Here is a 24,770-nt window from a genome sequence, read left to right on the forward strand (position 1 = left end):
CCGCCAGGCCGCGCCTGCGCTGGCGCGGCCTGGCGTTGCGCCGCGGCGTCAGGGATGGCGGAAAACAGGGCGTGAACCAACTTGGTGCGCAGCCGGTTGCGGCAGCGCACCATCCGCGTGCGGTCCGCGCTCCGCCGCTGTGCGCGCCCCAGCGGCCTGCGCCGCAAAACGCGGTGGCATGGAACTTGCATGACTGGACGCATCAGAGGGGAATCACATGCTCAAGGTCATGCTGCTCAACGATGGCGAAGGACACGCGGCGTCGCTGCGGCAAACGCTCGCCGCGGCAGGCGTGCGCGTCGTGGCCGAAATGGCGCCGGACATGGATCTGGCCGCCGCCATTGCGCAGGCGGCGCCCGACGTGGTGCTGATCGACAGCGACGCGCCCGGCCGGGACACGCTGGAGAACGTTTGCGTGGCCAGCGAACACAGCGATCGCCCGGTCGTGATGTTCACCGACAACGGCAATCGCGAAACCATACGCAGCGCCTTGCGCGCCGGCGTCGCGGCCTACGTGGTGGGCGACGTGCCAGCCGGCCGCATCGAGCCGCTCTTGACGGTGGCGATCGAACGCTTCGCCATGGAGAAGTCGCGGCGCGAGGAGCTGCGCGAAGCGCAATTGCGCCTGGCCGACCGCCAATGGGTGGAAAAGGCCAAGGGCATCCTGATGAAGGCGCGTTCGATTTCCGAGGACGAGGCCCACGGCCTGCTGCGCCAACGCGCCATGCAAAGCCAGAAACGGCTGGGCGAGGTCGCCCGGGAAGTCGTGGAGATGAGCGCCTGGCTGGGCAAATCCACTTAATAAGCTTTGGTTATATGGAACAAAGAAATCAAAAGTTGTGGGGATGAAGCCCCCTTCCTATGATCCAACGACACTATGCCGGGTACGCCCGAGGCGGGCATTCATGAAGCTTTTCCCGATTTTTGCCGATCTGAAAGACAGGCTGGTCCTGGTGGTAGGCGGCGGCGCCGTCGCCGAACGCAAGACGCTCGCGCTGCTGGAAGCCTCGGCCGACGTGCTGCTGGGCGCGCCGGAACTGACGCCCGCCCTGGCCGCCCTGGCCGCTGAAGGCCGCATTCGCCATCTGTCCGGCCGTTTCAATCCCGCCTGGCTCGACGAGGTCTGGTTGGTGGTCGCCGCCACCGATGACCGCGACACCAACGCCGCCGTGTCCGAGGCCGCCGTCGCCCGGCGCATCTTCAGCAACGTGGTGGACGATCCTGAGCTGTCGTCCTTCCAGGTGCCGTCCATCGTCGACCGCTCACCCGTGATCGTCGCGATTTCCTCGTCTGGCGTGGCGCCGGTGCTGGCGCGTCGCATCCGGGAACGCATCGAATCGCTGTTCGACCATACCCTGGGCCAGTTGGCCGGGCTGGCCGCCAGCTACCGCAAGCGCATCCGCGCCAGCCATCCCGACCTGGGCGCGCGCCGCCGCTTCTACGACTGGCTGCTGGACGGCCCGGTGGCCGGTTTCCTGCGCCAGCAACAGCCGGCCCAGGCCGAGGCCGCGCTGGTGGCGGCATTGGCGGCGCCGCGTGCGCCCGACGCCGGCAGCGTGGTACTGGTGGGCGCTGGACCCGGCGACCCCGGTCTGTTGACGCTGAAAGCGCTGCGCGCGCTGAATGAAGCCGACGTCATCCTGCACGACCGCCTGGTCAGCAGCGAGGTCATGTCGCTGGCGCGCCGCGACGCGGAACGCGTATCGGTCGGCAAGCTGCCCGGCGAGGACCACAACGCCACTCAGGCGCGCATCCACAAGCTGATGGTCGAACATGCGCGCGCCGGCCGTCGCGTGGTGCGGCTCAAGGGCGGCGACGCCTTCATTTTCGGCCGGGGCGGAGAAGAGCTGGAGTACCTGCGCGCGCATGGCGTGCGCTATGAAGTAGTGCCCGGCATCACCGCCGCGCTGGCCTGTGCGGCCTACGCCGGCATCCCGTTGACGCATCGGGAACACGCCCAGTCCGTCCGCCTGATCACCGCGCACTGCCGCGAAGACGAAGACAACCTGGACTGGCCCGCGCTGGCCCGTGAAAAGCAGACCCTGGCTTTCTACATGGGCGTCGGGCAACTGGATCTGCTGACCGGCCGCCTGCTGGCCCATGGCCGCGCGCCAGACACGCCCTTCGCCCTGATCGAGAACGGCAGCCGGCCCGAGCAACGCGTGCTGTCCGGCAAGCTGGAGCAACTGCCCGAGCTGGCCGCCGAGCACGCCATCCGCTCCCCCGCGCTCTTGATCGTGGGAGAGGTGGCGGGATTGGCGTCGCAACTGCAGTGGTTCGGCCAGCACCTGGAGGGGCGGGTCGAGTGCATGGCGGCCTGACGCAGTGAGCACAGGCCGACCTCGCCAGGCCAAATGAAAAACGCCAGCCACTTCCGGCTGGCGTTTTGGCTCATTGCCGTGCCCCGACCGCTATTCCGTCTTTTGGGTGGTGCCGAAGATACGGTCGCCGGCATCGCCCAGGCCAGGCATGATGTAGCCGTGCTCATTCAAGCCGTCGTCGATGGACGCGGTGTAGATGTGCACGTCGGGGTGCTTGGCCAGCACCGCGTCGATGCCGACCGGCGCCGCGACCAGCACCAGGGCGCGGATTTCCTTGCAACCGGCGCGCTTGAGCAGGTCGATCGCGGCGACCATGGAGCCGCCGGTGGCCAGCATCGGATCGACGATCAGGGCCAGGCGCTGGTCCAGTTCGCCCACCAGGCGTTCCAGGTAGGTATGGGCTTCCAGCGTTTCTTCGTTGCGGGCCACGCCCACCACGCTGACCTTGGCGCCCGGAATCAGGCTGAGCACGCCGTCCAGCATGCCGATGCCGGCGCGCAGGATGGGCACCACGGTGACCTTCTTGCCGGCGATCTTCTCGACCTGCACCGAACCACACCAGCCCTCGACGGTGGCGGGCGCCAGCGGCAGGTCCTTGGACGCTTCGTAAGTGAGCAGCGCGCCCACTTCCTGCGACAGCTCACGAAAGCTCTTGGTGCTGAGGTCGGCGCGGCGCATGATCCCGAGCTTGTGGCGGATCAGCGGATGGCGGATTTCGTGCACGGGCATGTGCGTAACTCTCCAGAATATTGATAGACAGGGTTTTCGCCTCAGGCGGAACCATGACGGCGCGGCGCGCTTTGCGTCGCCCGTCGTCGAGCCACACCTGAGGATCGTAATCGGTTTGGAAGGGATTTGTTATTGATCGCCGGCAGGATCATCCGAAGAATTTTTCCGGCGCGGCGCAGGCATGCTTATTGTTCGGTAAGCCAGGCGATCAGGGCGTCGTCGAAGGCGCGCACGGCGCCCGCCTGTTCGTGGTTGACGATGCTGACCACCACGTAGCGCTTGCCGCTGGCGCCCAGCACATAGCCCGCGATGGAGCGCACGTCGCGCAGCGAGCCGGTCTTCAGGTGGGCCATGCCCGCCGTGCCATCGCCCTTCAGGCGGCGGCGCACCGTGCCGTCCACGCCGGCGATCGCGAAAGAGGAGATGTACTCCGGCATGACGGGCGAGTTCCAGGCCACGGTCAGCATCGACGCCAGGCTGTCGGCCGACACCCGCGCATCGCGCGACAGGCCGGCGCCGTTGTCGATGACCAGTTCGGGCATGTCCAGGCCCTGCCTGGCCAGCAGTTCCTTGGCCACGGTTTCGCTGCTGGAGACGGTGGCAGGCCGCCGGCCGCGCTCGGCGCCCAGGGTCAGCAGCAAGGTGCGCGCCATGACGTTGTTGCTGCGCTTGTTGATCTGGCGGATCGCCTCGGCCAGCGTGGGCGAATCATGCGAGGCCAGCACCACTGCGTCGGGCGGCACCATGCCGGAACGGACCTGGCCCTTGAAGGTGCCGCCCAGCTCCTTCCAGAGCATGCGGAACACCTCGGTGGCGTAGTCGGGCTGCGACAGCGCCAGGCGGTACAGGCTGAATTCGCCGCAGGAGCCGGCCACCTTGCCGTTCACGCGGATGGTCACCCCCTGCTGGGTGATCAACGGTTCGGTGGTCACCACCGGCGCGCCCGGGCAACGGGCGTCGCTCCATTCGACGCGGCCCTCGATCTTCAGGCCCGGCAGCGGCGGATCAATCAGCGGCACCCATTTGTTGGCGGCGGGGTCCGGCGTGAACAGCAGCCGCAGCGCGCCAAAGCCCACCATCAGCGCGTCCGGGCTGGCGTTATAGGCCCGGTCCGGGGCGCCGTCGAAGGCGCCGGGGTCGGTCGCGACCTGGCCGAAGATGCTGCGGTCGATGACCAGGTCATTGATCTGCTTGACGCCGCGCAGGCGCAATTCGCGCAGCAGCACCCACAGGTCCTGCAACAGGAATTGCGGATCGCCGCCAGCCCGCAGGTACAGCGGGCCGCTCAGCACGCCCTTGGCGTCGGGCCGCGCGCCGGGCGCCGTCATGAACTCGGTGCGCCAGACGTAGTTGGGCCCCAGTTCGGACAGCGCGGCCCAGGTCGTGACCAGCTTCATCACCGAGGCGGGATTGCGCGACTCCTTGGCGTTCAACGCGACCAGCCGCGGCCCGCCCACCTCCTGCACCACCAGGGACAGGGAGCTGTCAGGCAGCTTGCTGGCCTTCCAGGCGTTCACCACGTTGGGCGGCAAGCCGGGAACCTGCGCCCCGGCCACCCCCGCCACCGCGGCCAGCAGCCCGCCGGCCAGCCATCGCTTCAGCCCGCCCATACGCATATTCGCTCGTCCCGTCATGCCACGCCCACCCGGTTGCTCGTCCTGCAAAACCGAGAGCATACAAAACCTGGAAGGATTGCGGCGTGGTGGGCCTTCCTCCCGCCACGCCCGAAGGAGCGAAATGCCCCCTACTTCTGCAGCCGCCACTTGCCGGAAGCGACGGTCGCCATCACCAGCGCCCGCTCATCCAGCCCGTTGTGGTCGGTGGGACTCATATTGACCACGCCGGTCGCGGTGGGCAGGTTCTTGACGTTTTCCAGCGCATCGCGCAGCGCCGCCCGGAACTCGGGCGTGCCGGGCTTGGCGGTCTTCAGCGCCACCGGGACGGCCTGCTGCAGCAGCAGGCCGACGTCCCAGGTATAGGCGGCGAACAGGGACACCGTGCCCGCGCCGTTGGCCGCCTCGTACTTCTTGGCGAAGGCCTGGGCGGTGGACTTGACGGGGTTGGTATCCGGCAGCAGGTCGGCCACCATCACCGGCCCCACCGGCACCCAGGCGCCCTCACAGGCGTCGCCACAGACCCGCAGGAAGTCGTTGTTGGCCACGCCGTGGTTGAAATAGATTTTGCCCTTGTAGCCGCGCTCGCGCAGCGCCCGCGCCGGCATCGCAGCGGGCGTGCCCGAGGCGCCGACCACCACGGCGTCAGGCGCCGCGCCGATCACCTTCAGGGTCTGGGCCACGGCGGAAGTATCCGTGGGCGCAAAGGCTTCCTTGCCCACCACCTCGATGCCGTGCTTTTTGGCCGCCTTCTCGATTTCCACCCAGAAGGTCTCGCCCAACGCGTTGTTGAAACCGATGAAGGCCAGTTTCTTGACGCCATTGGCCGCCGCATGGCGCGCAATGCCCTCGGCCATCAGCGAATCGGAGTGCGGGGTCTTGAACACCCAGCGGCGCTTGTCGTCCACCGGCTCGATCAGCCGCGCCGACGAGGCCAGCGTGATCACGGGCGTGGTTCCGCTGGCCACGGTGTCCAGCATGGCCATGGTGTTGGGCGTGGTGGAAGATCCGACGATCAGGTCGACCTTGTTCTCCGAGATCAGCTTGTGGGAATTGCTGACCGCACGGGTGGTGTCGGAAGCGTCGTCCAGCACCACGTACTCGACCTTGACGCCGCCGATCTCGGTGGGCAGCAGGCTGATGGTGTTGCGTTCGGGGATGCCCAACGAAGCCTGGGGGCCGGTAGTGGACAGGGTGGCGCCGATTTTCACCTGGGCCAGCGCGGGCGTGGCGCCCGCGGCCAGCAGGGCGGCCAGCGCGGCGGCCATGAGGGTACGACTAGGGGTCATGCGGAGTCTCCTTGGATACGCGGATGTCTTATGCTTGGCGCCGATCCGCTACGGCGTGGAACTCTGGTTATACGGCGGGGAAGCCGGCGGGCGGGTACCTCGGGGGCCCGCTGCGGGTTTGTCCGCAGAGGCTCGTGGCGCGGTCCGGCTGCGTCATTGCTGGTCTCCACGTTGCCAGTGACTGGCTGGCGCTGTATTTTTTAGTGATACACGTATTCTAATAAGAGACGAATTCATGTCAACAGATAGCAGCACGGGGATCCAATCAGCCGAAATCGCCCTGGACGTGCTGACCCGGCTGGCCGAACTGGGCGGCGCCCTGTCCGTGTCCGAACTGGGCCGCAGCCTGGACATGCCGCGCGCCAAGGTGCACCGCTACCTGGTGTCGCTGGAGCGGCGCGGTTATGTAGAGCAGGACGCGGCCAGCGCCCGCTACCGGCTGGGCCCGCAGGCCCTGCACACCGGGCTGGCGGCGCTGGCCGAGGTGGATTTCGTGAAGCTGGCCGCCGGCAGCCTGGACGGCCTGAGCGCCGCCATCGGCCAGACCGTATTCATTTCCGTCTGGGGCCAGCACGGCCCCACCATCGTGCAATGGCGCGACGCGCGGCTGCCGGTGACCGTCAACGTGCGGGTGGGCTCGGTGCTGCCGCTGCTCAACAGCGCCACCGGTCGGGTCTTCGCCGCCTGGCTGCCCGAATCCCTGGCCCTGCCGCGGGCGCTGGTCGAGTGGGACGCGCTGCGCGCCCATGACCCCAATGCCGCCCGGGTGCTGGACGCCACCGAACCGCCAGCCGATCCCGCCGCCGCGCTGCGCCGGCAATGGCAGGCGACCCGCCAGCGCGGCTACGCCAGCGTCAGCGGTCACTTGCTGCATGGCATCGCCTCGGCCGCGGTGCCGGTGCTGGACGCGCAAGGCCATCTGGCCGGCGCCTTCACCAGCCTGGGGCTGCACGGCAGCTTCGACCTGTCGCCGGACGGCGAACCCGTGCGGGCGCTGAGCGCGGCCGCGGCGGATTGTTCGCGCCGGCTGGGATGGAGCCCATCGCGCTGAACCGCGGGCGTGGCGGCCTTCCGTCCCCCGCCCGGGCGCCCCGATTTTGCGGCCGCTTTACAATACAGGGTTGCCCCGGGCCTGCCCGGCTCGTTTTCGCCCCTCTTTTTGCCGCCCTTGCCGGGCGGATAGCCGCGTGACCCAGTCCCTCACCGTTGCCGATTTCAACTACGAACTGCCGCCCGAGCTCATCGCCCAGGCGCCCGCCGCCGAACGCACTGGCAGCCGCCTGCTGCACCTGGACGGCGCTGGCCAGCTGCATGACCGGCAGTTCGCCGACCTGGCCGCGCTGCTGCGTCCGCAAGACCTGCTGATCTTCAATGACACCCGCGTCATCAAGGCGCGGCTGAACGGCCACAAGATCACCGGCGGCAAGATCGAGGTGCTGGTCGAGCGTATCACCGAGCCCGACCGGGTCCTGGCCCACGTGCGCGCCAGCAAGTCGCCCGGCCCGGGCATGGTGCTGCGCCTGGCCGACGCCTTCGACGCCACCGTGCTGGGCCGCGAAGGCGAACTCTTCGACATCCGCTTCCCCGGCCCCGTGCTGGACTTGCTGGATGCCCACGGCGCGACGCCGCTGCCGCCCTACATCACGCACGAAGCCGATACCGGCGACGACGAGCGCTACCAAACGGTCTATGCCCGCGAGCCCGGCGCCGTGGCGGCCCCCACTGCCGGCCTGCATTTCGACCAGCCCACGCTGGACCGCCTGGCCGCGATGGGCGTCGAGCGCGCCTTCGTCACGCTGCACGTGGGCGCGGGCACCTTCCAGCCGGTGCGCGTGGACAATCTGGCCGACCACGTCATGCACGCCGAATGGTTCACCGTGCCGCAAGCCACGGTCGACGCGATCGCCGCCGCCCGCAGCCGCGGCGGCCGGGTCATCGCCGTCGGCACCACCAGCGTGCGCGCCCTGGAATCCGCGGCCGCCCAGACCGAAGGGCGCACCGCCCCCGGCCTGCCGCTGGCCGCCGCCCAGGGCGACACCCGTCTCTTCATCACCCCCGGTTACCGCTACCGCGTCATCGACGCCCTGGTCACCAACTTCCACCTGCCCCAGTCGACCCTGCTGATGCTGGTGTCGGCGCTGGCCGGCGTAGAACCGATACGCCGCGCCTACGCCCACGCCGTCGCCGAGCGCTACCGCTTCTTCAGCTATGGCGACGCCATGTTTATCGAGTCCCCCGCCCCATGACCGGACTGAATTTCGAACTGCTCGCCACCGACGGCGGCGCCCGCCGCGGCCGCATCACGCTGAACCACGGCGTGGTCGAGACGCCCATCTTCATGCCAGTCGGCACCTATGGCAGCGTCAAGGCCATGATGCCGCACGAACTGAAGGAAATCGGCTCGCAGATCGTGCTGGGCAACACCTTCCACCTGTGGCTGCGCCCGGGCACGGAAATCATGGAAAAGCACGGCGGCCTGCATGGCTTCATGCAGTGGGACAAGCCCATCCTGACGGATTCCGGCGGCTTCCAGGTGTTCAGCCTGCAAGGCATGCGCAAGATCACCGAGGAAGGCGTGAAGTTCGCCTCGCCGATCGACGGCGCGCGGCTGTTCCTGACGCCGGAAGAATCCATGCGCATCCAGCGCTCGCTGAATTCCGACATCGTCATGGTGTTCGACGAATGCACGCCTTATGAAATCGACGGCCGGCCCGCCACCGTCGAAGAAGCCGCCCGCTCCATGCGCATGTCGCTGCGCTGGGCGCGCCGCTCGCGCGAGGAGTTCGACCGCCTGCAAAACCCCAACGCCCTGTTCGGCATCGTCCAGGGCGGCATGTACGAAGCCCTGCGCGATGAGTCCCTGGCCGGGCTGCAGGAGATCGGCTTCCACGGCTACGCCATCGGCGGCCTGTCGGTCGGCGAGCCCAAGGAAGACATGATGCGCATCCTGGCGCACGTCACGCCCAAGCTCCCGGCCCAGGCGCCGCGCTACCTGATGGGCGTAGGCACGCCGGAAGACCTGGTCGAGGGCGTGAGCCGCGGCGTGGACATGTTCGACTGCGTCATGCCCACCCGCAACGCCCGCAACGGCTGGCTGTTCACGCGTTTCGGCGACGTCAAGATCCGCAACGCCAAGCACCGCGACGACACCCGCCCGCTGGACCCCAGCTGCGGCTGCCATACCTGCGCGAACTTCTCGCGGGCCTACCTGCACCACCTGCAACGCGCCAACGAAATCACCGGCGCGCGCCTGAACACCCTGCACAACCTGCATTTCTATCTGACCATCATGAAGGAAATGCGCGAAGCCATCGCCGAGGGCCGCTTCGACGCCTGGCGCGCGCAGTTCGCGGCGGACCGGGCGCGGGGGGTGGATTAGAATTTCAGGACCTATATACAATAGTCGGCTTGCCCTATCCATGGCTCGCGCGGGGATGGGCGCATAAAAACACTAGATACAAACACCCAAACAGACTAAACGCAGGAGAATTCAATGTCCGTTATCGATACCGCCAGCCTCGTCGTGGCCCAGGCCGCCCCCGAGGGCAACGCGCTGATGGGCATGCTGCCCATCATCCTGATGTTCGTGATCCTCTATTTCCTGATGATCCGTCCCCAGATGAAGCGCCAGAAGGAACACCGCAATCTGATCGCCGCCCTGGCCAAGGGCGACGAAGTGGTTACCGCCGGCGGCATGCTCGGCAAGGTCACCAAGGTCAACGACAGCTACGTTACCGTCGAAGTCTCCGAACTGGCCGACAAGCCCGTCGAAGTGATCATGCAGAAGTCCTCGGTCTCGACCGTGCTGCCCAAGGGAACCATCAAGGCCCTGTAAGCGTCCCACAGGAGCCCCCATCGGGCTCTTGTGCTTGATGGCCCTGCCGCCGCCCGCCGCGCTCGCCGCCCGGGCGGCCCTTTCATCACTTTTACATGAAGTAGCCGGCAATGAACCGCTATCCCCTCTGGAAGTACATTACGGTCCTGGTCGCGGTCATCATCGGCCTGCTGTACACGCTTCCCAACTTCTACGGCGAGTCCCCGGCCGTCCAGGTTTCCAGCGCCAAGGCCACGATCAAGGTCGATCCCGCCATGCTGAACCGGGTCGATCAGATCCTGACCGACGCCAAGATCCCCAATGAAGGGGTCTACTACGAACAAAACGGCACGCTCGGCACCGTGCGCGCCCGCTTTACGTCGACCGACCTGCAGTTGCAGGCGCGCGACCTCATCGACAGATCCCTCAACACCGTCGCCGGCGACCCCCACTACACGGTCGCGCTGAACCTGCTGCCCGCCTCGCCCGCCTGGATGCGCGCCCTGGGCTGGTTCGCGCCCAAGCCCATGTACCTGGGCCTGGACCTGCGCGGCGGCGTGCACTTCCTGCTGCAAGTGGACATGCAGGGCGCCCTGACCGCCCGCTATGACTCCCTGGCCGCCGACGTGCGTTCGGTGCTGCGCGACCAGAAGGTCAACGTGGCCGGCGTCGAACGCTCGGGTCTGGCCATTGCCGCCACCTTCGCCAACGCGGACGACCGCGACCGCGCCATTTCCACCCTGCGCAGCCGCCTGCCCGACCTGGAATTCACTGAACGCGAAGAGAACGGCAAGCCGCTGCTGATGGCCGCCCTGAACCCGGCCGCCGTCACCCGCGTGCAGGATTCCGCGCTCAAGCAGAACATCAACACGCTGCACAACCGCATCAACGAACTGGGCGTGGCCGAACCTGTCATCCAGCAACAGGGCGCCGACCGCATCGTGGTCCAGCTGCCCGGCGTGCAGGACGTGGCCAAGGCCAAGGAACTGCTGGGCCGCACCGCCACGCTGGAAATCCGCATGGTCGACGACACCCCCGCCGCGCAAGCCGCGCTGCTGGGCGGCAGCGTGCCGTTCGGTCTCGAACGCTACAACGACCGCGACGGCCGTCCCATCCTGGTGCGCCGCCAGGTCATCCTGACCGGCGAAAACCTGCAGGACGCCCAGCCCGGCCGCGACTCGCAGACCCAGCAGGCCGCCGTCCACCTGACGCTGGATTCCAAGGGCGCCCGCATCTTCCGCGACGTCACCCGCGACAACATCGGCAAGCGCATGGCCATCCTGCTGTTTGAAAACGGCAAGGGCGAAGTGGTCACGGCCCCGGTCATCCGCGGCGAAATCGCCGGCGGCCAGGTGCAGATCTCGGGCAGCATGAGCTCCGAGGAAGCCGCCGACACCGCGCTGCTGTTGCGCGCCGGCGCCTTGGCTGCGCCCATGTCCATCATCGAGGAACGCACCATCGGCCCGAGCCTGGGCGCGGACAACATCGCCAAGGGCTTCTACTCGACGCTGTACGGCTTCCTGGCCATCGCCGTCTTCATCATCCTGTACTACCACCTGTTTGGCGTGTTCTCGACCATCGGCCTGACCATGAACGTGCTGCTGCTGCTGGCGCTGCTGTCCATGCTGCAGGCCACGCTGACCCTGCCGGGCATCGCGGCAATCGCGCTGACGCTGGGCATGGCCATCGACTCGAACGTGCTGATCAACGAGCGGATACGCGAGGAACTGCGCGCGGGCGCCAGTCCGCAGCAGGCCATCCATCACGGCTTCGAACGCGCCTGGGGCACCATTCTCGACTCGAACCTCACCACGCTGATCGTGGGCCTGGCGCTGCTGGCCTTCGGTTCGGGCCCGATCCGGGGCTTCGCCGTGGTGCACGTCCTGGGCATCCTGACCTCGATGTTCTCGTCGGTGGTGGGCGTGCGCGCGCTGGCCAACCTCTGGTATGGCCGCAAGAAGAAGCTCACGTCGATCTCCATCGGTGAAGTCTGGAAACCGAAGACCAACTGAACATGAGCGCGGGCGGCCCGGCCGCCCGCCACAGATAAAGCCTAAGGCGAAAAATGGAATTTTTCCGTATTCACCGCACCATCCCGTTCATGCGCCACGCGTTGGTGCTGAACATCATCAGCTTCGTCACTTTCCTGGCGGCTGTCTTCTTCATCCTTACGCGCGGCTTCCATCTGTCGATCGAATTCACCGGCGGCACGGTCATGGAAGTCAACTACGCCCAGACGGCGCAGCTTGAAAACGTGCGCGGCGTGGTCTCCAAGCTTGGCTACACCGACTTCCAGGTGCAGAACTTCGGCACCTCGCACGACGTCATGATCCGCCTGCCCCTGCAGGAAGGCCAGACCTCGGCCACCCAGAGCGAAACCGTCATGGCCGCGCTGAAGACCGCCGACTCCGGCGTCGAACTGCGCCGCGTCGAATTCGTGGGCCCGCAGGTGGGCCAGGAACTGCTGCACAACGGGCTGATGGCCCTGCTGGTGGTGGTCATCGGCATCATGGTGTACCTGGGCTTCCGCTTCGAATGGAAGTTCGCCGTCGCCGGCGTGATCGCCAACCTGCACGACGTGGTGATCATCCTGGGCTTCTTCGCCTTCTTCCAGTGGGAATTCTCGCTGTCGGTGCTGGCGGGCGTGCTGGCGGTGCTGGGCTACTCCGTGAACGAATCCGTGGTCATCATGGACCGGATCCGCGAGAACTTCCGCAAGTACCGCAAGGCGGACGTGCACGAAGTCATCAACAGCGCCATCACCCAGACCATCTCGCGGACCATCATCACCCACGGTTCGACGCAGATGATGGTGCTGGCCATGCTGTTCTTCGGCGGCCCCACCCTGCACTACTTCGCCATGGCCCTGACCATCGGCATCTGGTTCGGCATCTACTCGTCGGTGTTCGTGGCCGCGGCCCTGGCCATGTGGCTGGGCGTCAAGCGCGAAGACCTGATCAAGCCGGTCAAGAAGGAAGGCGAGGAAGGCGAAGCCGCCTGATCGTCTCCACGCAGACCAGACCCGCCGCATTGCGGCGGGTTTTTTATTGCGCGGCGCTTGCCGCTTTCCGCCTGGCCAGGAAGCGCAAGCCCAGCCCGCAGGGGACAAGGACGAACTGGAGCAAACCGGCGTAGAGCCAGGCCCAAGCCCAGCGGAAACGCCAGGGAATGAATTCCGGCACGCCGTTGTCGTCGAAGTACGGGTCGTGGATCACCAGCGCCAGGCCGCCCAGATACGAGAACGCAAGGCATCCCGCCACGAACAGCCACAGCCGCGTGGCCGGGGCCTTCCAGCCGTGGCGCCGGCCATGCACGGCGCTGGCCGCCAGGCTGATCAGCAGGCCCGCCGCGAACAAGGCGGGGAAAAGAAGAAAAGCCACGGCGTCGCTCCCGACTACAGGTCCGGCGCCATTGTGCCAGCCGCGCAAGCAGACGGCTCATGGACGCGCACGGGCATTTTCCGCTTGATTAATACATAAGTATTCGCTAATGTATCGCCATGCTCGAAAACGACATCTTCAAGGCCCTGGCGGATCCGACCCGCCGCGCCATCTTCGAAAAACTCGCCGCCGGCGGCATGAACGCCAGCGCCCTGCGGGTGGGCATGGAGATCAGCCAGCCTGCCATGTCGCAGCACCTGTCCGTGCTGCGCAAGGCGCGCCTGGTGCGCGAGGAAAAACAAGGCCGTTTCGTGAACTACGAAGTCGACCCCGACGGGCTGGCGCTGATCGCCGGATGGCTGGCGAAGTACCGCGCCTACTGGCCGGCCCGCATCGAAGCCCTGAACGCCCTGCTCAAGGACATGGACCAATGAAGCCGACCGCGCCGCAAGACCCGCCCCAGGACCTCGTGCTCGAATACGAACTCGACGCGCCGCCCGAAAAAGTCTGGCGCGCCATCAGCATCCCCGAATTCCGCGAGCAATGGCTGCCCGGGCGGGCGCTGACCAGCGCCGAACCCGCGGACGCGACGCCCGCAGACGAAATCCGCTTGCGCATGCGCGACGAGGAACCGCCCTTCCTCGAAAGCCTGGTGACCTTCCAGATCCGGCCTGCCGCCGACGGCCGCACGCTGCTGCGCATCATCCACGCGCTGGACGACGCCCGGCTCGAACGCCGCGGGCGCGCCGCCGCCAACGACGCCGGCCCCTTCCTCATGCGCGCCGCCTGAACCCGGCGCGCACGCAAGACAATCGCAACCCAGGAGATTCGTCCATGCAGGACGTGATGCAATACGTGCCCATGGTGGTCGAGCAATCCGGCCGCGGCGAGCGGTCCTTCGACATCTATTCGCGGCTGCTGCGCGACCGCATCATCTTCCTGAACGGCGAAGTCAACGACTCGGTGTCGGCGCTGGTCTGCGCCCAGCTGCTGTTCCTGGAATCCGAGAATCCCACCAAGCCCATCCACCTCTACATCAACTCGCCGGGCGGCGTCATCACCAGCGGCCTGGCCATGTACGACACCATGCAGTTCATCACCGCGCCGGTGCACACGCTGTGCATGGGCACGGCGCGCTCCATGGGCTCTTTCCTGCTGATGGCGGGCGAACCGGGCGAACGATGCGCGCTGGCCAATGCCAGCGTGCACGTGCATCAGCCGCTGGGCGGCTTCCAGGGCCAGGCCTCGGACGTCCTCATCCACGCCGAGGAAATGCGCAAGACCAAGGATCGCGTCACGCGCGTCTACGCCCAGCACTGCGGACGCAGCTACGAAGAGGTGGAGCGCTCGCTGGACCGCGACTGCTACATGAGCGCGGAAGAAGCGCTGGAATGGGGCCTGATAGACCGGGTCCTGAAGCGCCGGGACCTGGGCGCCTGACACGGGGGCGGGCACTGTACCGTCCGCCCCCGTCGCTGTGTACGGGTACGGACCCGCGCGGATTCGCTACCATAGCCACACCATGAAACTTGTCATCGATCACCTCGTCATCGCCGCCGCGGACCTGGACAGCGGCGCCGAATACGTCGCCGGACTGCTCGGCATCGCGCCTTCGGGCGGCGGCGCGCATCCCCGCATGGGCACCCACAACCGGGTGCTGGGCATGGCGGGCGGCATCTACCTCGAAGTCATCGCCATCGATCCGCAGGCCCCGGCGCCAGCGCGGCCGCGCTGGTTCGGACTGGATCAGGACGCAGTCCGCGCCCGCATCGCCCAGGGGCCCTACCTGGCGCATTGGGCGGCTCGGGTGGAGACGCCGCTGGACCTGACCCTCATGCAGGCCGAACATCCCGCGCGCATCCCTCCCGCCATCCCTATGGAACGCGGGCAGTTGCGCTGGCGGCTGACGGTGCCCGACGACGGCAGCCTGCCCGCGTGGCGCGAAGCCGGCCACGCGGCCGGCGACGGCCTGCTGCCCACGCTGATCCAGTGGGACGTCGAGAATTATCCCGGCGTCAGCCTGCCGCCCCAGGACCTGGTCCTCAAGCAATTGTCCGGCAGCCATCCCCAGGCTGGACTGCTGCGCCAGGGCTTGGCGTGGCTGGGCGCCGAGCACCTGATCCAGGTGGAACAGGCCGACGGCCCGCCGCGCCTGAGCGCGCAGATAGAAACGGCCGGCGGCCTGAAGATCCTGGCCTGAATCCGCCCCATCAAAAAACATCCGGAGACCTGTACATGCATGCCACCCGCAAGCGATTCGACGAAGACCCTTACCTGGACCGATGCGACGCCACCGTGATCGCGGTCAGCCCCGAAGGCGTCGAACTGGACGAGACCGTCTGCTACGCGCGCAGCGGCGGCCAGGCGGGCGACAGCGGCACGCTGACGCTGGCCGACGGCCGCGCGCTGGCGCTGACCGACACCGTGTATGCCGACGACCGCCAGCGCATCTTGCATGTGCTGGAAGGCGGGATGACGCCGCAAGTAGGCGACCGCGTCTCGGTGGCCATCGATTGGCCGCGGCGCCACCGGCTCATGCGCCTGCATACCTGCCTGCACCTGTTGGGCGCGCTGGTGCCCGCGCCCGTGACCGGCTGCAGCATTTCACCCGACTCGGCGCGCGTCGATTTCGACCTGCCCGAGTCCACGCTGGACAAGGCCGACCTGACCGAACGCCTGAACGCCTTGATCGAGGCCCGCACCGGCGTCAGCATCAACTGCATCACGCCCGAGCAACTGGCGGCCGAACCCGACCTGGTGCGCACCGTGGGCGCAGCGCCCCCGGCCGGCACCGCCAGCATACGCATCGTCGAAATCCCGGGCGTGGATCGCCAGCCCTGTGGTGGCACGCACGTGGCCAACACTGGCGAGATCGGCGCGGTGATCGTTACGAAGATCGAGAAAAAGAGCCGCACCAACCGGCGCGTCGTGGTGAATTTCGCGTAGGGCGTAGTCTGGAGCCGGCCCCTGGCCGGCTTCCGGACACTGGCTTATTTTGCTTCTTCGCAGGTTTGCGGGTTTGCAGGCGAAGGCCGTGTCGCTTCGTAGACCGCACGTCGTCGCGGACGGCTGGGTGGCGGGCGCGAGAGGATATTCATACGCAAGCCACCATCCCTCCCCCCGACGGCGACACCACCAGAAAACCAATCGCCGCATTCGCGCCAGCGATCACAATCACACTTAAAACAATGACGTATGTATTAATCGGCCGCCCGCGCGGCCGATTAATACGGGCAGCCCAAGACTCGCCCCCGACCACAGCTCCAGCAGCGCCACAGGCCAAGACGCACGTAGCCCGTCGGCGCGGGTGGCGTGGCGGCTCGCAACCTCGATGCGCCCGAGGGAATCTGAAGGAAAGGCCGAAGGCCTTGACGAAGATGACGACGGGGCAGTCCGGAGCGAACGCTCCGGACCGCAATCGTGGGCGCGAGCCGCCACGCCGACCGCGCCGACGGGCGACCTACGAAGCACAAGCCAACGCCAGCAACAGCAACCCTTACTTTTTCCACCAGCGCCAAGGCGCGCGCAGGGGCCACTGATATTCGGCGCCCAACACCCGGGGCGCCAACACATGCCCGACCAGCACCGCGATGCCCGCGGCCGTCATCACATCGGACAGATAGTGGTCCAGATTGACCAGCCGGCTCATGGCCACCAGCACCGCCAGCAGCAGGAAGACCCAGCGCCAGCGCGGCGCCAGGATTCCTAGCGTCACCGCCACGGCGAACGCCGCATAGGTGTGGCTGGAGGGAAAGGAGTTGTAGAGCTGCACGCGCGAGAACGACTCGCCCAGCCCGTAGATGCCCTTCTCGAAGAACAGCTCGGGACGCGCCCGCGCCACCGAACGCTTAAGCACCAGCACCACCAGCCCGCCCACCGCCATCGTCGACAACATCAGCAGGCTGCCGCGCGCCATGCTGGCGTAGCTCATGCGCACCGGGTTGCGCCAGCCGCGCGCCAGGCCGACCAGCCCTATCACATAGAAGGCCAGCGCCACGCCGATATAGGGGCCGCTTTCGCCGAGCTCGCCGATCCATTCGAAGGATTCGTTCACGCCCTCGGAGACCGACTGCTTGATCCACACCGCCAGCGGCAGGTCCACCCACAGCGCGCAGGCGCTGGCGGCCAGCGCCAGGGCGCAGCCCAGCAGCACCCAGGTCAGCGCGGAAAACGGATTGCGGAACTGATCGGGCCCGGGGCCCGCCACGGCGTCGGTCACGGGAGCGGCCGCCGAAGGCGTCAGGGGATTGGTGTTCATCGGTACCGCTACAGGGAAATGAGAAATGTTCCTGGACCCCGGAATCGGCCCAGCACGCTATCGTAACGGCCTGGACGCGCCAGACCAAGAAGCAAATTCGGGCAAGGGTTAAAATCCCGGGTTTCCTACCTTTCTGCCCCCGGGATCTACACCCGTCACGGCGACCATCATGCAAGAAACCACTCTCAAGCGCGCCGACGCCGCGCACGACGGCGCCAGCGCCGCCCTCCCCGCCGCCCAGGCCGGCTCCCCCCGCAAGCTGTACATCCGCACCTTCGGCTGCCAGATGAACGAGTACGACTCGGACAAGATGGCCGACGTACTGCGCGGCGACCAGGGCCTGGAACTCACCGACAACCCGGAAGACGCCGACGTCATCCTGTTCAACACCTGTTCGGTGCGCGAGAAGGCGCAGGAAAAGGTCTTCTCGGACCTGGGCCGGGTGCAGCACCTGAAGAAAACCAATCCCAACCTGGTGATCGGCGTGGGCGGCTGCGTGGCCAGCCAGGAAGGCGAGGCCATCGTCAAGCGCGCGCCCTACGTCGACGTGGTGTTCGGCCCGCAGACGCTGCACCGCCTGCCGGACCTGATCAAGCGCCGCCGCGACGAAGGCCGTTCGCAGGTGGACATCAGCTTCCCCGAGATCGAAAAGTTCGACAACATGCCGCCGCCGCGCGTGGAAGGCGCCACGGCGTTCGTCTCCATCATGGAAGGCTGTAGCAAGTACTGCAGCTTCTGCGTCGTGCCCTATACGCGCGGCGAGGAAGTCTCGCGCCCCTTCGAGGACGTGCTGGTGGAAGTCGCCGACCTGGCCGACCAGGGCGTGAAGGAAGTGACGCTGCTGGGCCAGAACGTCAACGCCTACCGCGGCCGCATGACGGACAGCGACGAGATCGCCGACTTCGCCATGCTGCTGGAGTACGTGCACGAAATCCCCGGCATCGAGCGCATCCGCTACACCACCTCGCACCCCAAGGAAATGACCCAGCGCATGGTGGACGCCTACGCCCGCCTGCCCAAGCTGGTGTCCTTCCTGCACCTGCCGGTGCAGGCCGGCAGCGACCGCGTGCTGGCCGGCATGAAGCGCGGCTACACCACCCTGGAATTCAAATCGGTGGTGCGCCGCCTGCGCGCCGCGCGCCCCGACCTGACCCTGTCCTCGGACTTCATCGTCGGCTTTCCCGGCGAAACCGAGGAAGACTTCGAAAAGACCATGAAGCTGATCGAGGACGTCGGCTTCGACACCTCGTTCTCGTTCGTGTATTCGCGCCGCCCGGGCACGCCCGCCGCCGACCTGCATGACGACACGCCGCAGGACGTGAAGCTGCGCCGCCTGCAACGCCTGCAAGCGCTGATCAACGAGCAGGCGGCCACGATCGCCCGCAACATGATCGGCACGCGCCAGCGCCTGCTGGTGGAAGGCCCCTCGCGCCGCGACCCGAACGAACTGATGGGCCGCACCGAGAACAACCGCATCGTGAACTTCGCCGCGCCCGCGCGGCTCATCGGACAAATGGTCGACGTCATCATCACCGAAGCGCACACCAACTCGCTGCGCGCCCGGGTCGCCGACGTGGACCGTACCCCCCAAGAGGCCGAATGACCACTCCCCGCTCCCGCGCCCGCCGCAGCATGCCCATCGTCGTCACCCTGGACGGCGACAACACCCATCTGGCCAACCTCTGCGGCCCGCTGGACGAGAACCTGCGGCAGCTGGCCGACGGCATGAACGTCAAGCTCTCGCGCCGCGGCAGCCGCGTCACCATCGAAGGCGAGCTGGCGGAGCTGGCCAGCCGGGTGCTACGCCGCTTCCATGAGCAGGCCGTGCACCGCGCCCTGTCGGTCGACGATATCCAGCTCGGGCTGGTCGAGATCGGCGTCGGCCGGCAGGAACAGGAATTGAAGGAAGAGCAGGCCCGCGAGGCGGACCCGCTGCCCGCCCTGGACGACGAAAGCGACAGCATCGCCCTGCGCACCAAGCGCAGCGACCTGCGTCCGCGCACGCCGCGCCAGCGCGACTACCTGAACAACATCCTCAAGCACGACATCACCTTCGGCGTCGGCCCCGCCGGCACCGGCAAGACCTGGCTGGCCGTGGCCTGCGCTATCGACGCGATGGAGCGCGACACCGTGCAGCGCCTGGTGCTGACGCGCCCGGCGGTCGAGGCCGGCGAACGCCTGGGCTTCCTGCCCGGCGACCTGGCGCAGAAGGTCGACCCGTACCTGCGCCCGCTGTACGACGCGCTCTACGACCTGATGGGCTTCGAGAAGGTGCAGCGCCTGTTCGAAAAGCAGACCATCGAGATCGCGCCGCTGGCCTATATGCGCGGCCGCACGCTCAACCACGCCTTCGTCATCCTGGACGAAGCGCAGAACACCACGCCGGAACAGATGAAGATGTTCCTGACGCGGATCGGCTTCGGCAGCAAGGCCGTCATCACCGGCGACCCGTCGCAGGTGGACCTGCCGCGCGGCCAGGACAGCGGCCTGGCGCATGCGGTGAAGGTGCTGCACGAAGTGCAGGGCATCGCCACCACCCGATTCACCAGCCGAGACGTCGTGCGCCACCCGCTGGTCGCGCGCATCGTCGACGCCTACGACCGCGCCTCCGAAGATGAAGCCTGAACTGTCCCTGTCCGTACAGTACGGCGTCGAGGAAGCCCGCCTGCCCCGCTGGCGCCTGCGCCGCTGGGCCGAGCGCGCGCTGGCGGCCGCAGCCGAGGACGGCCTGGTCGCGTTCTCGGCCGCGGAGCTGAGCCTGCGGCTGGTCGGCGCGGCCGAGGGCCGGCGCCTGAACCGCGACTTCCGCGGCCGCGACTACGCCACCAATGTGCTGACCTTCGAGTACGGGGTGGATCCGCTGGGGGTTGCGCGCGGCGACATCGTCATGTGCGTGCCGGTGCTGGTGCGCGAGGCCCGCGAACAGCGCAAGGCGCTGCTGGACCACGCCGCCCACCTCACCATCCACGGCGTGCTGCACGCGCTGGGCTACGATCACATCAAGGCCCGCGACGCCAAGCGCATGGAAGCCCTGGAGACCGCCACGCTGGCCGCCATGCGCATCGCCGATCCTTACGTCGCGGCCTGACACGGGGACTGGGGTCAACCCTGAGAAATTACCGAAAAATGGCGGCCTGCAAGGCGCAGATGGCGGCGGATCCCTTCATTTAAGGGGCCGCCGTTACAAATTGCAGGCCAGTATCGGTTATGCTGGCCCCTCCATAACTTGTCCTCCCGGACGATGTCTGACCCTTACCCTGCTCCCGAAGCGACTTCTGCTCGCTCAGCCAAACCCGCCACCAAATCCCTTCTAGACCGCCTGCTTTCCCTCGTGCGCCGCCAGCCCGAGGACCGCGAAGGCATCAAGGCCGTGCTGGAAGCCGCGCACGAACGCCAGTTGCTAGACGCGGAATCCTACAAGATGATCAAGGGCGCGCTCGCCGTGTCCGAAGGCACTGTCGGCGACATCATGGTCCCGCGTTCGCGCATGGATCTGCTGGACGTCACGCAGCCCATCCCCTACCTGGTGGCCTCGGTCATCGAGACCGCCCACTCGCGCTTCCCCGTGTACGAGGGCGACCGCGACAACATCATCGGCATCCTGCTGGCCAAGGATCTGCTGCGCTGCATGCTGGAACCCGGCATCGAAGTGCGCACGCTGGTGCGGCCCGCCGTCTTCATCCCCGAATCCAAGCGCCTGAACGTGCTGCTGCACGAGTTCCGCGCCAGCCGCAACCACCAGGCCATCGTCATCGATGAGCATGGCGGCATTTCCGGCCTGGTCACGATGGAAGACGTGCTGGAACAGATCGTCGGCGACATCGAAGACGAATTCGACGAAACCGAGGAAGACTCCATCTTCCCCGAAGGCGAGAACCAGTGGCGCGTCCTGGCGGCCACCGACATCTCGCACTTCAACGAAGTGTTCGGCTGCCAACTGCCCGACGACGAGTACGACAGCGTCGGCGGCTGGATGGGCGGACAGCTGGGCCGCATCCCGCGCCGCGGCGACATCGCCGAGTTCGACGGCCTGCGCCTGGAAGTGGCCCGCGGCGACGCGCGTCGCGCCATCTGGCTGCGCGTCAAGCGCAACGCCGCGCCTCAAGCCTCACCCTCTTCCGACGAATGACCCAGTCCCCGCGCAGCCGTTACCTGCGCGGCGCCGCCGGCCTGGTGCTGGCAGGCGCCGTGCACGCCCTGACTTTCTCGCCCGGGCCCTTGCCAGATTGGGCGCTGGCGGTCACCCAGGTCCTGATGCTGGCCATCGCCGCGCGCGTCACCTTGTATGCGCCTTCCGCGAAACAGGCCTGGCTGCGCGGCTGGCTGTTCGGCTTCGCCAGCTATGCGCTGGGCTTGTACTGGATCTTCATCAGCCTGCACCGCTACGGCGATCTGGCCGCGCCTCTGGCCGTGGCCGCAGTGCTGGCGCTGTCGGCCTTCCTGGCCCTGTTCCCGGCCACCGCCAGCGCGCTGGCGCGCCGCTACGCGCCGCTGCTACCGGATTCTCCGCCTGCCCGCCTCCTGTCAGGCACGCTGGCCTGGGCCGCGATGTGGGCCGCGTTCGAATGGCTGCGCGCGGTGCTGCTGACGGGCTTTCCCTGGCTCAACATCGGCTATGCGCAGGTCGACAGTCCCATCGCGGGCTGGGCACCGTTGCTCGGCGTGCATGGCATGGCCTTCCTGGCCGCCTTCGTCGCCGCGGCCCTGGCTAGCCTGTGGCAGCCCTCGCGCCGGGCCGGCGCCGGCTCGCGCCACGCCCTGGCTGCCGGCATCGCGCTGGCCCTGGCGGCTGCCGGCTGGCCGCTGTCCCGCATCGACTGGTCCACGCCGTCCGGCGATCCGCTGAACGTGCGCCTGGTCCAGGGCAACATCGGACAATCCCAGAAATTCGACCCCGCCCTGCTCGACCAGAGCCTGACGCGCCACCTGGACCTGGCGGCGATGCCGCCGGCGCCGGGCGTGCCCGCGCCGCAACTGATCATCCTGCCGGAAACCGTGCTGCCGATCTTCCAGGACCAGCTCGATCCGCGCGCCTGGGCAGTCTGGCGCGACCTGGCGGCGCAGCGCAATACGACCATCGCCATGGGCGTGCCGCTGCACGACCGCGTCAACGGCCGCGACCGCTACACCAACAGCGTCATGGGCTTTGACGGCAATACGCCAGTCGAGCAGCTCGTGGCCGGCAACACCGCCATGCGCTACGACAAGCGCCACCTGGTGCCCTGGGGCGAGTACGTGCCGCCCGGCTTCCACTGGTTCGTGGACATGCTGAACATTCCGCTGGGCGACTTCGACCGCGGCGCGGTGCGCCAGACGCCCTTCGCGGTCGGCGGCCAGCACGTCGCGTTCAACATCTGCTACGAAGACCTGTTCGGACCGGACCTGCTGCCCGCGCTGCAGCCCGGCCCCAATGGCGAACCGGGCGCGACGATACTGGTGAACGTCAGCAACCTGGGCTGGTTCGGCGATTCCTGGGCCTTGCGCCAGCATCTGCAGATCGGCCGCCTGCGCACCATGGAAACGGCGCGTCCCATGCTGACCGCCACCAACACCGGCATTACCGCCGCCATCGACGCAAAGGGCCACGTGGCGGCCCAACTCGCGCCGCTGCAAGCCGGCGTCCTGCCGGTGGCCGTGCAAGGCATGACGGGGCTGACGCCCTATGCGCGCTTTGGCGACAAGACCGCGCTGGCCCTGATCGGCCTGGCGCTGATTGCCGCGTTCGGCAGCGGCCGCAAGACGCGCCGCGGCTGAAGCCGCCTCAGGCGAACAGATTGACCGGCAGCGCGCCGCTCTCCTCGGGCGGGCGCAGCGGTCCGGCTCCTGCCCCCGTGCGCTCGATCGCGTCCGCGATGGCGTCCATGTCCTCCGCGTCCAGCTCCAGCGACGCCGCGCCCAGCAATCCATCCACCTGAGCCGCGCTGCGGGCGCCGACGATGGCACCCGTCACGCCCGGCCAGGCCAAGGTCCAGCCCGCGGCCACGGCCGCGACCGTGGCGCCATGGCGTTCGGCGATGGGCTTGAACGCATCGGCTAGCGCCAGGTTGCGCTCGATGCCGGGCGAGGTGAATTCCGCGTTGCGCGCGCGCCAGTCATCCGCCGGCAAGGCGCGGGCGCGCGCCACGCTGAAGCCGCCGGTCAACAGGCCGGACTGCATCGGGCTGTAGACGATCACGCCCGTGCCGTTCCTCTCGCAGGAAGGAATCAGGTCCGCGCCAGCCGCCCGCTGGATGGCCGAGAACGGCGGTTGCAGCGTATCCACGTGGCCCAGGGCTTCGGCCTGCTGCAATTGCGCAAGATTGTGGTTCGACAGGCCCACCGCCCTGACCTTGCCCTCCTGTTTCAGGTCCAGCAATTCCTGCCAGTACACCTCCAGGGGCGTGCCGTCGCCCGCCGGCCAGTGCATCTGGTAGAGATCGATGCGCTCCACGCCCAGCCGGCGCAACGAATCCTCGATTTCGCGCCGGATGCTGGCCGGCGCGCCGGTACGCCGCGGCATCGCCTGCGGCTGCTCCGCTGACCAGGTCAGGCCGCATTTGGTAAAGACATAGGGCCGCGCGTCCGGCGTCATCTGCGCCAGCGCGCGGCGCACGATCTCCTCGGAATGTCCCAGCCCGTAAACCGCCGCGGTGTCGATCCAGTTGATGCCACGCTCGACCGCGCGGCGAATCGCAGCCACCGAATCGGCGTCGTCCTGCGGTCCCCAGCCCACCGCCCAGCCGTTGCCGCCGATGGCCCACGCGCCCAGCCCGATGCGGGTGATGTCCATGCCGCTCTGCCCCAGCGGCCGCGTGGGAAACGAAGTCTTGTTGCTCATGGCGATGTCCGTGTGCGCCGATTCGGCATGGAAAATTTTCCGGATCGGCGAAAAAATTTTCCGCTCACGATAGCATTCTCACAAGCCTTTGATTTACTTGGATTCTGCATCAATCGCCCTGCCCAAGCCTGCGCAAAGAAAGAGCAAAAACGAGCAAAAAATCCCTTCCAACCCCCATTTTTTCGCGACTTTTGGGCTTTTTGCCCCGAAGCGACTTGCACACCCTATTTAGTTCGTGCATAATCTCGTTTCTTCGCCAACGGCACTAAACAAAACCGGCAACGAACTACGAAAAAGCACTCGGTAAAACGTGTGTTCGCCTTCGTAAAACGTTGAACGGGCTGATTAGAAAGACGGGGGTATAGCTCAGCTGGGAGAGCGCTTGCATGGCATGCAAGAGGTCAGCGGTTCGATCCCGCTTACCTCCACCAGTCAACGGCGAAGGATGCAGTACCAGTTTGCAAGTCCAAGTCCCCTTCGTCTAGAGGCCTAGGACATCACCCTTTCACGGTGAGTACAGGGGTTCGAATCCCCTAGGGGACGCCAGTC

24 protein-coding genes and 2 tRNA genes are annotated in these 24,770 nt (G+C 67.2%); 20 read left to right on the forward strand and 6 right to left on the reverse strand.

What is annotated here, in order from left to right:
• Positions 1-217: 217 nt before the first annotated feature.
• Complete coding sequence (locus AC6LKD_RS25865; RefSeq protein WP_013395746.1) at positions 218-802, forward strand: ANTAR domain-containing response regulator; 585 nt, start codon at positions 218-220, stop codon at positions 800-802.
• Between the two features lie 103 nt (positions 803-905).
• Positions 906-2,321, forward strand: a complete 1,416-nt coding sequence (gene cysG, locus AC6LKD_RS25870; RefSeq protein ID WP_498117846.1) for a siroheme synthase CysG — start codon at positions 906-908, stop codon at positions 2,319-2,321.
• A gap of 90 nt (positions 2,322-2,411) precedes the next feature.
• On the opposite strand, the gene upp is transcribed toward cysG, so the two are convergent.
• The 3 genes from upp to AC6LKD_RS25885 all read right to left on the reverse strand — a co-directional run bounded on the left by upp (position 2,412) and on the right by AC6LKD_RS25885 (position 5,952).
• Positions 2,412-3,050, reverse strand: a complete 639-nt coding sequence (gene upp / locus AC6LKD_RS25875; protein WP_013395748.1) for a uracil phosphoribosyltransferase — start codon at positions 3,048-3,050, stop codon at positions 2,412-2,414.
• 185 nt (positions 3,051-3,235) lie between these two features.
• Positions 3,236-4,684, reverse strand: coding sequence for a D-alanyl-D-alanine carboxypeptidase/D-alanyl-D-alanine endopeptidase (gene dacB / locus AC6LKD_RS25880; RefSeq protein ID WP_041654257.1), 1,449 nt, complete (start codon positions 4,682-4,684; stop codon positions 3,236-3,238).
• A 110-nt stretch (positions 4,685-4,794) separates the two neighbouring features.
• A complete protein-coding gene (locus AC6LKD_RS25885) occupies positions 4,795-5,952 on the reverse strand; it encodes an ABC transporter substrate-binding protein (RefSeq protein ID WP_498117847.1) in 1,158 nt (385 codons plus the stop codon).
• 235 nt (positions 5,953-6,187) lie between these two features.
• Here AC6LKD_RS25885 and AC6LKD_RS25890 point away from each other — a divergent pair, with 235 nt between their 5' ends.
• From AC6LKD_RS25890 to secF, 6 genes are all read left to right on the forward strand, one after another.
• Positions 6,188-7,003 (forward strand): IclR family transcriptional regulator, encoded by an 816-nt coding sequence (locus AC6LKD_RS25890; RefSeq protein WP_498117848.1) that lies wholly within the window; start codon positions 6,188-6,190, stop codon positions 7,001-7,003.
• A gap of 136 nt (positions 7,004-7,139) precedes the next feature.
• A complete protein-coding gene (gene queA / locus AC6LKD_RS25895) occupies positions 7,140-8,198 on the forward strand; it encodes a tRNA preQ1(34) S-adenosylmethionine ribosyltransferase-isomerase QueA (RefSeq protein WP_013395752.1) in 1,059 nt (352 codons plus the stop codon).
• Positions 8,195-9,331: a tRNA guanosine(34) transglycosylase Tgt gene (gene tgt / locus AC6LKD_RS25900; RefSeq protein ID WP_207465597.1), complete on the forward strand. Its 1,137-nt coding sequence runs from the start codon at positions 8,195-8,197 to the stop codon at positions 9,329-9,331. Before queA ends, tgt begins: the two co-directional genes overlap by 4 nt.
• A 114-nt stretch (positions 9,332-9,445) precedes the next feature.
• Positions 9,446-9,787, forward strand: a complete 342-nt coding sequence (gene yajC, locus AC6LKD_RS25905) for a preprotein translocase subunit YajC (protein ID WP_013395762.1) — start codon at positions 9,446-9,448, stop codon at positions 9,785-9,787.
• Between the two features lie 110 nt (positions 9,788-9,897).
• Positions 9,898-11,778: a protein translocase subunit SecD gene (secD, locus tag AC6LKD_RS25910; RefSeq protein ID WP_013395763.1), complete on the forward strand. Its 1,881-nt coding sequence runs from the start codon at positions 9,898-9,900 to the stop codon at positions 11,776-11,778.
• 53 nt (positions 11,779-11,831) lie between these two features.
• Positions 11,832-12,767, forward strand: coding sequence for a protein translocase subunit SecF (gene secF, locus AC6LKD_RS25915; RefSeq protein WP_498117849.1), 936 nt, complete (start codon positions 11,832-11,834; stop codon positions 12,765-12,767).
• A 43-nt stretch (positions 12,768-12,810) separates the two neighbouring features.
• Here the strand turns inward: secF and AC6LKD_RS25920 are convergent, their stop codons facing one another.
• Positions 12,811-13,146, reverse strand: a complete 336-nt coding sequence (locus AC6LKD_RS25920; RefSeq protein ID WP_498117850.1) for a hypothetical protein — start codon at positions 13,144-13,146, stop codon at positions 12,811-12,813.
• A 119-nt stretch (positions 13,147-13,265) separates the two neighbouring features.
• Between AC6LKD_RS25920 and AC6LKD_RS25925 the strand changes: the two genes are divergently transcribed.
• The 5 genes from AC6LKD_RS25925 to AC6LKD_RS25945 all read left to right on the forward strand — a co-directional run bounded on the left by AC6LKD_RS25925 (position 13,266) and on the right by AC6LKD_RS25945 (position 16,092).
• Positions 13,266-13,580, forward strand: a complete 315-nt coding sequence (locus AC6LKD_RS25925) for an ArsR/SmtB family transcription factor (protein WP_059380234.1) — start codon at positions 13,266-13,268, stop codon at positions 13,578-13,580.
• Positions 13,577-13,936: an SRPBCC family protein gene (locus AC6LKD_RS25930; protein WP_498117851.1), complete on the forward strand. Its 360-nt coding sequence runs from the start codon at positions 13,577-13,579 to the stop codon at positions 13,934-13,936. Before AC6LKD_RS25925 ends, AC6LKD_RS25930 begins: the two co-directional genes overlap by 4 nt.
• Positions 13,937-13,980: 44 nt before the next feature.
• Entirely contained in the window at positions 13,981-14,586 is a 606-nt protein-coding gene (locus AC6LKD_RS25935; RefSeq protein ID WP_498117852.1) for an ATP-dependent Clp protease proteolytic subunit, read from the forward strand.
• An 82-nt stretch (positions 14,587-14,668) separates the two neighbouring features.
• Positions 14,669-15,346, forward strand: coding sequence for a VOC family protein (locus AC6LKD_RS25940; RefSeq protein ID WP_498117853.1), 678 nt, complete (start codon positions 14,669-14,671; stop codon positions 15,344-15,346).
• A 35-nt stretch (positions 15,347-15,381) separates the two neighbouring features.
• Positions 15,382-16,092 carry an alanyl-tRNA editing protein gene (locus AC6LKD_RS25945; protein ID WP_013395768.1) on the forward strand — a complete coding sequence of 237 codons (711 nt, stop codon included), beginning with the start codon at positions 15,382-15,384 and terminating at the stop codon, positions 16,090-16,092.
• A 550-nt stretch (positions 16,093-16,642) separates the two neighbouring features.
• Here AC6LKD_RS25945 and AC6LKD_RS25950 read toward each other — a convergent pair.
• Positions 16,643-17,404 (reverse strand): phosphatase PAP2 family protein, encoded by a 762-nt coding sequence (locus AC6LKD_RS25950; RefSeq protein ID WP_013395769.1) that lies wholly within the window; start codon positions 17,402-17,404, stop codon positions 16,643-16,645.
• 169 nt (positions 17,405-17,573) lie between these two features.
• On the opposite strand from AC6LKD_RS25950, the gene miaB reads away from it, so the two are divergent.
• From miaB to lnt, 5 genes are all read left to right on the forward strand, one after another.
• A complete protein-coding gene (gene miaB, locus AC6LKD_RS25955) occupies positions 17,574-19,007 on the forward strand; it encodes a tRNA (N6-isopentenyl adenosine(37)-C2)-methylthiotransferase MiaB (RefSeq protein ID WP_492274548.1) in 1,434 nt (477 codons plus the stop codon).
• Entirely contained in the window at positions 19,004-20,029 is a 1,026-nt protein-coding gene (locus AC6LKD_RS25960) for a PhoH family protein (RefSeq protein ID WP_013395771.1), read from the forward strand. The genes miaB and AC6LKD_RS25960 overlap by 4 nt, the downstream gene beginning before the upstream one ends.
• Positions 20,019-20,492 (forward strand): rRNA maturation RNase YbeY, encoded by a 474-nt coding sequence (ybeY, locus tag AC6LKD_RS25965; protein WP_498117854.1) that lies wholly within the window; start codon positions 20,019-20,021, stop codon positions 20,490-20,492. Before AC6LKD_RS25960 ends, ybeY begins: the two co-directional genes overlap by 11 nt.
• A 153-nt stretch (positions 20,493-20,645) precedes the next feature.
• On the forward strand, positions 20,646-21,533 hold the full coding sequence (locus tag AC6LKD_RS25970; protein ID WP_492274546.1) for a CorC family transporter: 888 nt from the start codon (positions 20,646-20,648) through the stop codon (positions 21,531-21,533).
• Complete coding sequence (gene lnt / locus AC6LKD_RS25975) at positions 21,530-23,158, forward strand: apolipoprotein N-acyltransferase (protein WP_498117855.1); 1,629 nt, start codon at positions 21,530-21,532, stop codon at positions 23,156-23,158. The genes AC6LKD_RS25970 and lnt overlap by 4 nt, the downstream gene beginning before the upstream one ends.
• Before the next feature lie 7 nt (positions 23,159-23,165).
• Here lnt and AC6LKD_RS25980 read toward each other — a convergent pair whose 3' ends face one another.
• On the reverse strand, positions 23,166-24,221 hold the full coding sequence (locus AC6LKD_RS25980) for an aldo/keto reductase (RefSeq protein ID WP_498117856.1): 1,056 nt from the start codon (positions 24,219-24,221) through the stop codon (positions 23,166-23,168).
• Positions 24,222-24,576: 355 nt separating this feature from the next.
• Between AC6LKD_RS25980 and AC6LKD_RS25985 the strand changes: the two genes are divergently transcribed.
• A tRNA-Ala gene (locus AC6LKD_RS25985) sits at positions 24,577-24,652 on the forward strand.
• Positions 24,653-24,691: 39 nt separating this feature from the next.
• A tRNA-Glu gene (locus tag AC6LKD_RS25990) sits at positions 24,692-24,767 on the forward strand.
• Positions 24,768-24,770 lie beyond the last annotated feature (3 nt).

The organism is Achromobacter sp. D7-1, assembly GCF_059760445.1.